We start from the raw sequence: 10141 nt of genomic DNA, 5'->3' as shown, positions 1-10141 counted from the left end.
GTTGAGATCGACACCAGACCCATCGGCCTTCACGCGGATCTTCACATTGTAGTCGACCACCCGCTTCACGGGCACGAGAACTTTCATGGGGCTTCTCCAGACGGGGAACCGGAACGATGAGCGATATGAAACGACCGCATAATGGCCTTGCCCCTCCCGCGCTGTCGGCGAACCGACACGTCACGTCGCGACAAGACCGCCGCCGCTGAACTTGATGACGCAAGTCAGCTAAAGGGCGCGGCTTTTTGTGTCAACGCGACATTTACGTGACTCTCGTATCGCAAGGCTTCCGCGCGGCACGCGATCGACCCGACCCCATAAGCCAAGACATTCTCCCCTTGCTGCCATCCAGGTTCAGCCAGGCTTGCCGCACTCACGAGTACCTGCAAACTCAGGTTCACAGATATTATTTGGTAGCATTTTATTACCTCCCTGAATTTTACTGCCAAAATTCTTGGGCGTTGCATTCTTCATACACAACAATTCAAACAAACAAGCTGTTGAAAAGCATCCCTTCCGAAAAGAACGACTTGCCGAAGCACAATTCCATGGCCGATCTCGATCCCAGGTTTGCTCGCTACTCCCTAAACCTGCGCGCTACTGACGCAGCCAAGTGTTTGGCTGCGGCTTTGTGGGGTCGAGGCATGGAGGACGAACAAGAATGAAGATCTCCAGCCCCGCCTGAATGGGAAGCAGGTTCTGAATGTTCAAGACAAGTGTGAAACTCTCCGGTGCCCTCCTCCTGGCCGCCGCCCTGGCGAGCTGCGAAACAGCCGGCATGTTCCCCAAGCCTGGAGAGGCCTATGTCAAGGAAGTGACTGTAACGGCGACGCCAAACCCGCGTGCCGCCGTACCACCAGGCATGGAAACGCGGCTCCATGCGACTCTGGCAAGTGAGGCCGGCCACTTTCCCCAGACGGGTGCGCCCAAACGCGTCTCCATCGTGATGACCGGCTATCATCTGAAGAATCCCGCACTATCCCTGCTAATCGGTGATCAGAACTATACCAGCGGCACGATGACGGTCATCGATCTTGCGAGTGGAACCCCTACGAAGCCAGTGACACTGCATGTCCAGGACTCCGGCTTCCCTCAAGGGGTGGTCGGCGCCATTCAGGCCGCGACGCAGAATACGTCCCTGGTCGAAAGTCGGCTGGTCAGTGCCACCAGCACCCAGGCGCTCGAAAAATTCTACGGCACCAAATTGTTGAAGACCCACTGGTCCGGCGTACGGTCGGCTACAGCGCCCCAGCCCGTCGCAACTCCAGTACAACCTGCCCAGCCTGCCCCCGCGGCAAAGCCGAAGATCAAGTCGGCCAAGCCAGCCGCCGTTGCCGGCCAGCCAAGTACCTGAGCCAGCGGCCCGCCAGTGCTGTCTCAATCGAACGTGTCGCGCCAGTCGTTCTGCGCCTGGGGCGGCGCGTTGTCGAACAAAGGCGCGTCGGCGCGCTTGAGCGGCAGGACCAGGATGGCACCGGCGACCAGCCCGCCAAGATGGGCAAACCAGGCGACATCGTCGGTCGAGGTGACGAAATAGGCATAGAGCGCAAAATAGGCTTGGTAGAGTATCCAGGCCCCGATCGCCCAATAGGCCGGCAGTTTCAACGGAATGCGGAAGAACAGGAGCACCCAGATCTTCACCTTGGGATGCAGCAGCACATAGGCAGCCACCACGCCCGATATCGCCCCGGATGCTCCGATCAGCGGGCTGGTGGAGTCCTGCGCGGTCAGGGCATAGGCGAAGGAGGCCAGCACGGCACAGGCGAGATAGAAGAACAGATAGCGCCAGCGCCCGAGATCATCCTCGACATTGTCGCCGAACACCCACAGGAACAGCATGTTGCCGGTGAGATGCATCCATGAGCCGTGCACGAAGGAAGAGGTGATTGGCGTCAGCCATTCCGGCACCCTGATATATTCCGCCGGGAGCTGCATCTTCTGGAACAGCACCACCGGAATCATGCCGTAGGAATAAGTAAAGCCCGCCGTATCCGCCACAAAGGTGCCGGGCACATAGCCGGACTGGAAGAACACGAAAACCGAGACGTTGGCGGCAATCAGCGCCCAATTCACATAGGCTCGCGTGATGCGCCGGTGCGGGTTGTCGTCATAGAGCGGTATGATCATCTCGCGTCCAGTATCGCATGCCGATGCAAGTCGCGTGACGGCAGGAATAATGTAGGGCGAGAAGCAGCGGGAATAAAGGTCGCACAGCCAACAGAGCCATTGGCGCGGGCTATTTACCGTCATCCTGCGTATTATTTTGAGAATGCGCGGCATTTATGCATCATCTGCCCGGGTCATTGGAGGGTGATCGCAGTCCGAGAGGAACCAGATGCTTCGTTGCTCGCGATCTCGCGCCGCTGCCCTTGCCATCACCATGACCGCCCTGCCGGTTCTGACCATCACCGCGGAGACCTCCCCCGCCTTCGCCGCCCCGCAGGAGGCCGTACTCAAGCAGGCCGAGGCGCAGCGCCAGGCCCTGATCGACACCATGGAAACGCTGGTCTCCATCGAATCGGGCAGCAAGGACCCCGATGGCCTGGCTGAGATCGCCAATCTGATCGCAGATCGCCTCAAGGCCTTGGGCGGCGAGGTGCAGCAGATCGAGCCGAAGGACGTCTATCGCATGCAGGACACGCCCGAGAAACTGGGCAAGGTCGTGCTTGCCCGCTTCACCGGCACCGGCACCAAGAAGATCGCGCTGATCGCCCATATGGACACGGTCTATCTCAAGGGCATGCTGGCGCGGCAGCCCTTCCGCATCGAGGGTAACAAGGCCTATGGCCTGGGCATCGCCGACGACAAGCACGGCGTTGCCCTCGCCCTCACCACCGTCGCGCTGCTCAAGGACCTGAATTTCAGGGACTACGGCACGCTGACGGTGATGATCAACGGCGACGAAGAGATTTCCTCGCCCGGTTCGCGCGCGCTTCTCACCGAGATCGGCGCCGAACAGGACGCCGTATTCTCCCTGGAGGGCGGAGGCATCGGCACCGACCAGATCATCCTTGCCACCGCCGGCATCGGCGCCGTCGCCCTCAAGGTCGAGGGCAAGGCCTCTCATGCCGGGGCCGCCCCCGAGCGCGGCGTCAACGCGCTTTATGAACTGGCGCACCAGATCCTGCAGATGCGCGATCTTTCCGATCCCAAGCTCGGCCTCAAGCTGAACTGGACGGTGGCCAAGGCTGGCACAAACCGCAATGTCATCCCGGCCGAAGCGACCGCCCAGGCCGATGTGCGCATGCTGCGCATGGCCGATTTCGATCGCATCGAAAAGACGGTGAAGGAACGCATCGCCAGGAAGCTCCTGCCCGACAGCAGGATCGAGGCGGTGTTCGAGCGTCGCCGCCCACCCCTGCAGCCCAGCGACGCCGGACGTGCCCTGGCGGCGCAGGCTGGCACCATCTATGGCGAGATCGGCCGGAAGCTGACGGTGATCGACAAGGCCGGCGGCGGTGGCACGGACGCCGCCTTCGCGGGACTGAAGGCCAGGGGGCCGGTGCTGGAAGGTCTCGGCCTGCGCGGCTTCGGCGCCCATTCCAACGACGCCGAATATGTCGAGCTCGATTCGGTGGTGCCGCGCCTCTATCTGCTGGCGCGGCTGGTCATGGAGGTCTCGGCCGGCAAGACGAAATAAGTGCGACCCGGCCCAGGCGCGGCCGCCTCCTGCCGCGCCTGCTGGCCCGAAACCCTATTCGTTGGTCTTGATGTTGGTCCAGGTCCGCGTCCACAGCTTCTGGACCTTGGCGTCCGGCGCCGTGGTGGTGAACAGGCGCCCCATGGTGGCCTCGTCGGGGAAGATGGCGGGATCCTTGAGGATCTCTGGCTTGATGAACTTCTGCGCGGCGAGGTTGCCGGTGGCGTAGGAGATGAACTCCGTGTTCCTGGCGGCGACTTCGGGACGCATCATGTAGTCGATGAAGGCATGGGCTTCCTCGACATGCTGGGCATCCTTGGGGATGGCCCAGCCGTCGACCCAGATCAGGGCGCCTTCCCTAGGTACGACATAGCGGATGTCGACCAGGGGCCCATCAGGCGACTTGGCGTGAGCCTCGATGGCCCGGTTGCGCGCCTGGATGACGTCGCCGGCCCAACCGACGACCAGGCAGAGGTCACCGGCGGAGAGCGCACTGAGATAGCCCGAGGAACTGAAGGTGCGGACATAGGGCCGGATGGCCTTGAGCAGGTCCCCCGCCTTGGCGATGTCCTTGGGATTCTTGGAATCGGGGTCGAGGCCGAGATATTTCAGAGCGGGCGGAATCAGTTCGTCGGGGGTATCGAGGATGCTGACGCCGCAATCGGCGAATTTGGCGAGGTTCTCCGGCTTGAACACGATGCTCCAGCTGTCGATCGGCACATCGCCCAGGCGCTTCCTGGCCATCTCGACATTGTAGCCGATGCCGGTGGTGCCCCACATATAGTTCACCGCGTATCGGTTGCCCGGATCATAGAAGGCCAGGCGCTGGAATACCTTGTCCCAGCCATGCTTGAGATTGGGGATCCTGGCCTTGTCCAGCGGCTGGAACACGCCGGCCGCGATCTCGCGCTTCAGGTTGGGACCGGTGGGATCGACGACGTCATAGCCCGAATGGCCGGCATAAAGCTTGGTCTCCAGTACCTCGTTGGAATCCATGGTGTCGTAGACGACCTTGATGCCGGTCTCCTTGGTGAAGGATTCCAGGGTGGCGGGATCGATGTAGTCGGCCCAGCTGTAAACATTGACCACCTTGTCGCCTGCCTGGGCGGGGCCCGAGGCCTGGAGGGCAGCCAGGCCCGCACCGGCCAGGGCCAGCAACTGGAACGGTCGAAGGCGGCTTCGGCAGGAAAGCTGTCTCCATATCTGTGTCAGGCAAGACGGCATGGGATATCTCCTCAGGACGTGCGTCATCATTGCCGCCGACACCGGATGTCGACGGGTGACAAATACGGCCCCGCACAAAAGGCCGCGATTGCGGTGATGGGTCTCGGGCAATCTCGCTACGTCAAGCGCAGGCGTACGACCGCTCGCGCCGAGAAAACCCGCTCAGCGTGACTCAGGTTTCAAGCAGACGGGACCAGCTTTCTTCGGCGTGTGTCCCGGTAGCCCGGGTGGAAAATTTGCTCAGAATATCGCCCCGGATGGGCCGTCCGGCCCACCCTCAGGCATCTTCGTCTTCGCACAGGCGATAGGCGTTTCCTCCTTCCCGCTCGCTCAGGACGTTTGGGCTTCCGGAACGGATCGGCTCAGGGATGCTCGCGCCGTCGTAACGGGCCCCGACGGCGTGAAATGGTCGGGCAGCACGATGGCGAGATGTGAGGCCGCGACATCGCGCGCTTCTTCCCTCGACAGGTTCTTGGGCGCGATCAGCAGATGCAGCCACAGGCCTTCGAGCATGCATACGATCGCGCGCGCCAGCTTGCGCGCATCGATGCCGGCGGGCACCAGTTCGGCGCAGAGCTCGGCGACGACGTCCAGATTCTCCTGGTCGGTCGCGTTGCACATGCTGCGATAGGTCGGGCGCGCCTTCGCCTCGCCGCGAAAGGCACACCAGGCCGCCAGCTTGCGAGGCGTGCAGATGCTGCGGTCGAAATCGGCCAGGACCATGGCCCAGAGCTTTTCCGGAGCCGATGGGCCGGCCTGGGCGAGCGTAGCGCGCCAATGGTCGCGATATTCGTCCGACAGGAAACGCAACGTCTCCAGCAGCAGTTGTTCCTTGGTCTCGAAATGGAAGTTCACGATGCCGCGGGACATGCCGACCGCCTCGGCGACGACACCGATCGTGGTGCCTTCATAGCCGTAGCGGGCCAGGCAATCGATCGTCGCATCGATCAACTCGCTTCGGCGTTCGGCCCGGTTGATCCGCGTGCGGCTTGTCCCTGTAACCGTACTCATCCTGATGCGACCACCCCGTCTCGCCGCGCAATCCAAGCCGGCGTATTTGCGCCATGCTTGGCGAGAACGGCAGGATTGTCAATGCCAATTTTTGCTATACGTTCGTTCAGTATATTGCCTTTAACTGAACGAACGTATAGCAATTATAGAAGTGGTTTTCGGGAAAAAGCCGTTGATGGACCTGCCTTTGATCATGTCGCGGCTGAAAAAGACGAGGTGACGACGATGACGACGACCGGCTCGACGGCAGTGATGATGGCGGCTGTGGAAGAGGATGTCGCAGAGCGCGCCAGGCGCCATCTGGTCCAGCCCTGGCCGGTGGCGGAAACCGTCGGCGACGAGGTCCGCCCGCTGATCGGCGAGGGCGAGGGCATCTACATCACCGATGCCGCGGGCAAGCGTCTGATCGACGGCCCCGCCGGCATGTGGTGCACCAATATCGGCCATCGTCGGCGGGAACTCGCCGACGTCATGCATGAACAGGCGATGGCGCTGTCCTACAGCTCGCCCTGGTACACCACGAGCACGCCTTCCGTGGCACTGGCCGAGCGGATCGCCGCCCATGCGCCGGGCGATCTCAACCATGTCTTCTTCACCACCGGCGGGTCCTCGGCCGTGGAGACGGCACTGCGCTTCATGCAGTTCTACAACAATGTGCGCGGGCGCCCCGACAAGAAGCTGATCCTCAGCCGCGGCAGCGCCTATCACGGCTCGACCTATCTTTCCGCCTCGCTCAATGCCCGCCCGCGCGACAATGACTGGATGGACAGTACCGGCGATCTCGTGGTCAAGCTTTCGGCGCCGAACCCGTTTCGCCGCCCCCGCGGCAGGACGGTGGCCGAATTCGCCGACTTCCTGGTCGATGAATTCAGAGACACCGTCGCCCGGGTTGGCGCCGAGCGGATCGGAGCCTTCGTCGCCGAGCCGATCCAGGCCTCGGGCGGCGTCATCGTGCCGCCGGACGGCTATCTCCCGCGTATCCGCGAGATCTGCCGGGCCAACGACATTCTCTATGTCTCCGACGAGGTGGTGACGGCCTTCGGCCGGCTCGGCCATGTCTTCGCTTCGGGCGAGGTGTTCGGGCTCGATCCCGACATGATCACCTTCGCCAAGGGCGTCACCTCCGGCTATTTCCCGCTCGGCGGCGTGGTGATTTCCGACCGCCTCCTCGCGGATCTCAGGCGCTCAAACCATCCCGAGGCGATGTTCGCCCATGGCCTGACCAACACCAGCCATCCCATCGGCTGCGCGGTGGCGCTGAAGAATCTCGACATCCTGGAAGGCGGCGTCCTCGACCATGTGCGCGAGGTCGCGCCTTATTTCCAGGCCCGGCTCCGGAGCCTGGCGGACCTGCCCTTGGTCGGCGAGGTGCGCGGCGTCGGCATGATGGCCGGCATCGAATGCGTCGCCGGTCCTGCCGGCGAAGACGGTGGGGCGCTCGACGAGACCATCGGCAAGCGCATCGACGGCCATTGCCAGGAACTCGGCCTGCTGGTGCGCCCCATCGTCAACATGTGCGTGATGTCACCGCCGCTGACCATCACCCGCGCCCAGATCGACGACATGGCCGCCATCCTGCGCGAGGGCATTTCGCGCACGATGGACGACCTTGAACGCGAAGGCCTGTGGCGGCGCTAGGTTCGGAGCGCGGACTTCCAGTCCGCTCCTGGGGCGAGGCTACTCATTGAGGAGCAAGAGCGGACATCGCGACATGCCTGCATGTCGCTGAGAAGTCCGCTCTTCAATCTTACCCCATCGCCTTGATCACGGCGGCGCCCATCTCGCTGGTCGAGACGGCGTTCTGGCCGGCGCTGGCGATATCCTTGGTGCGCAGCCCCTCGCTCAGCACCGCCGAGATGGCGGCGTCGAGGCGATCGGCTGCCTCGGCAAGGCCAAAGGAATAGCGTAGCGCCATGCCGAAGGAGGCGAGGGTTGCGATCGGATTGGCCAGGCCCTTGCCGGCAATGTCGGGAGCCGAGCCGTGCACGGGCTCATACATCGCCTTGCGCTTGCCGGTCTTGGCATCCTCGGCGCCGAGCGCCGCCGAAGGCAGCATGCCGAGCGAGCCCGTCAGCATGGCGGCGACGTCGGAGAGCATGTCGCCAAACAGATTGTCGCAGACGATGACATCGAACTGCTTGGGCGTGCGCACCAGCTGCATGCCGCAATTGTCGGCGAGGATGTGCTCGAGCTTGACGTCGGCATATTCGGCCTTGTGGACCTCGGTGACGACCTGCTTCCACAGCACGCCGGACTTCATGACATTGTGCTTTTCGGACGAATGCACCAGGCCGCGGCGCACCTTGGCGAGGTCGAAGGCGACGCGGGCGATGCGCTCGATCTCATGGGTTGTGTAGACCTGGGTGTCGACCGCGCGCTTCTCGCCGTTCTCCAGCGTGACGATTTCCTTGGGCTCGCCGAAATAGACGCCGCCGGTGAGCTCGCGCACGATCATGATGTCGAGACCTTCGACCAGCTCGCGCTTGAGAGAGGAGGCCTCGGCCAGTGCCGGATAGCACACGGCGGGACGCAGATTGGCGAAGAGGCCAAGGTCCTTGCGCAGGCGCAGCAGGCCGGCCTCGGGGCGCGCCTCATAGGGAACGTCGGCCCATTTCGGGCCGCCCACCGCACCGAACATCACCGCATCGGCCTGCTCGGCGAGCTTCATGGCATCCTCGGAGATCGCCTTGCCATGCGCGTCATAGGCGGCGCCCCCGACCAGATCCTCTTCCGTCTCGAAGGAGGCGAGACCGGTCTTGTTGAGAAAGGCGATCAGGCGTTTGACCTCCGCCATCACCTCGACACCGATGCCGTCGCCAGGAAGAAGGAGGAGCTTTTGCGTCGCCATGACCTGTCACCTTTGTTGGGAATGCCGGCTGATTAGACGAGCGGGGAAGAAGGTGCAAGCCAGGAGGCATGCTGCGATCCCGGCAGCGCCTGTTCCCCAGGAGACTCGACGCTCCCCCGGGCCTGCCCCAGATTTGCGCACGAATTGGGCCCATTGGCCCAGCACAACATGGGATGGAGCCTGTTCGTGAGCGAGCCCACGCAAGGTCTTTGGCACAATATGAACCGCCCGCTGGCCGCCATTCTTCTCGGCGTGCTGCCGTTCTGGCTCTTCCTGGGCGCTTCCGACAAGCGAACCGTCAACGGCGAGGTGGTGTTCGAATCTCAATTGAACCTGCTGGGCATCGTGATGGCGATCATCGCCCTGGGGCTCGCCTTCACCATGCTGCGCCGAGATGGCTCTCCCGGCCATCCCCCACGCCGGTGGCTGCGTAGCGCGGTGGTCATTGCAGCCATTCCGCTGGCCCTGTTCCAGCTCGGCTATTCCATCGGCTTCTACAGCTTCAAGGACATCAAGATCGCTCTCTTCGGAGGCCCCGCGCCGCCGCCTGCCACCTATAGCGGACTGAATCCTGACCTGAAAAAGTTCTTGGTCGAGCGCTCCCGGACCCTGGATCAGGGGCGCCTCAACGACGTGATCGTCAACTCCCTGTTACGCCTGACTGAAGCGCGCATCAGGCACAACGCTTATGCGGACGCCTGCCATCGCGGCAAATGGCAATTGGAGGCGGTGGCCCTGCCCGCCCCCCTCAGCGAAGCAGGACGCGATGCGATCGCCGAAAGCGAGCGCAAGCTAGCGGCCGAGCGGCCGGCGCCCTGCACGGAAAAGAATGCCAAGGCCAACATCACAGAGCTCTCCGACTATTATGCCCGCGACAAGGACATCCTGGCGATTCAACTCGCCGGCTACGACAGCCGTTTCGGCTCGGAGCCTCCACCCGCCGCCTCCACGACCGTACCCGCTATTGAAGGTGTTCCTGTCGGATTGGGAGCCAGCGTGGCAGAGGCTCAACGCATTTTTGGCTCCACCCGCCAGCCAGAGCCCTATACCAGCGCGATGGGCGAACGCCTCGCACTCTATCCCGCCGACGGCTTTGCACTTTACCTGTCGACCGACAAGCAGGTCGCGAGCATCAAACTCACCAAACCGTTCAACGGCAGCGTGGGCAGCGTCAGGATCGGTGATCCCCTGATCACCCTGAAACGCCTGATGGGCAAGCCGACCAAAGAGCTCTTCCCCCTCGATGAAAACCGCGCCTATTTCTATCCCTTGCCAGACGACGTCACAGTCCGTTTTGACGCCAGCGAGGAGGAAGGCGTGCAATCGATCATGCTGCTCAAGACGAAGTAGCGGCGGCAGGAGGCGCGGCCGGCATGTGCCACCCTTGACAGACTCAGCCCCCTCCCCGACCTGTCGGG

8 protein-coding genes and 1 pseudogene are annotated in these 10141 nt (G+C 62.9%); 4 read left to right on the top strand and 5 right to left on the bottom strand.

The features are described from left to right. Positions 1–87 (bottom strand): annotated as a pseudogene (locus BA190_RS36305) (electron transfer flavoprotein subunit beta/FixA family protein); the annotation flags it as partial. A 616-nt stretch (positions 88–703) separates the two neighbouring features. Here BA190_RS36305 and BA190_RS32185 point away from each other — a divergent pair. Continuing rightward, complete coding sequence (locus BA190_RS32185; RefSeq protein WP_068298209.1) at positions 704–1354, top strand: hypothetical protein; 651 nt, start codon at positions 704–706, stop codon at positions 1352–1354. 23 nt (positions 1355–1377) lie between these two features. Here BA190_RS32185 and BA190_RS32180 read toward each other — a convergent pair whose 3' ends face one another. Then, positions 1378–2127 (bottom strand): rhomboid family intramembrane serine protease, encoded by a 750-nt coding sequence (locus tag BA190_RS32180; protein ID WP_068298207.1) that lies wholly within the window; start codon positions 2125–2127, stop codon positions 1378–1380. A gap of 208 nt (positions 2128–2335) precedes the next feature. On the opposite strand from BA190_RS32180, the gene BA190_RS32175 reads away from it, so the two are divergent. Next, a complete protein-coding gene (locus tag BA190_RS32175; RefSeq protein WP_068298204.1) occupies positions 2336–3640 on the top strand; it encodes a M20/M25/M40 family metallo-hydrolase in 1305 nt (434 codons plus the stop codon). A gap of 54 nt (positions 3641–3694) precedes the next feature. Here the strand turns inward: BA190_RS32175 and BA190_RS32170 are convergent, their stop codons facing one another. Together BA190_RS32170 and BA190_RS32165 are read right to left on the bottom strand one after the other, a co-directional pair. Then, entirely contained in the window at positions 3695–4798 is a 1104-nt protein-coding gene (locus tag BA190_RS32170; RefSeq protein ID WP_068298201.1) for a polyamine ABC transporter substrate-binding protein, read from the bottom strand. A gap of 396 nt (positions 4799–5194) precedes the next feature. After that, a complete protein-coding gene (locus BA190_RS32165) occupies positions 5195–5875 on the bottom strand; it encodes a TetR/AcrR family transcriptional regulator (protein WP_082980190.1) in 681 nt (226 codons plus the stop codon). A gap of 252 nt (positions 5876–6127) precedes the next feature. Between BA190_RS32165 and BA190_RS32160 the strand changes: the two genes are divergently transcribed. Further along, positions 6128–7513 (top strand): aminotransferase, encoded by a 1386-nt coding sequence (locus BA190_RS32160; RefSeq protein WP_068298217.1) that lies wholly within the window; start codon positions 6128–6130, stop codon positions 7511–7513. A 109-nt stretch (positions 7514–7622) separates the two neighbouring features. Here the strand turns inward: BA190_RS32160 and leuB are convergent, their stop codons facing one another. Further along, complete coding sequence (gene leuB, locus BA190_RS32155; protein WP_068298196.1) at positions 7623–8723, bottom strand: 3-isopropylmalate dehydrogenase; 1101 nt, start codon at positions 8721–8723, stop codon at positions 7623–7625. Positions 8724–8876: 153 nt separating this feature from the next. Here leuB and BA190_RS32150 point away from each other — a divergent pair, with 153 nt between their 5' ends. Continuing rightward, complete coding sequence (locus BA190_RS32150; RefSeq protein WP_156771793.1) at positions 8877–10073, top strand: hypothetical protein; 1197 nt, start codon at positions 8877–8879, stop codon at positions 10071–10073. Positions 10074–10141 lie beyond the last annotated feature (68 nt).

The sequence above is a fragment of the Labrys sp. WJW genome (assembly GCF_001676615.1).
GTDB lineage: Bacteria > Pseudomonadota > Alphaproteobacteria > Rhizobiales > Labraceae > Labrys > Labrys sedimenti.
This window is presented reverse-complemented; position numbering and strand designations above follow the sequence as displayed.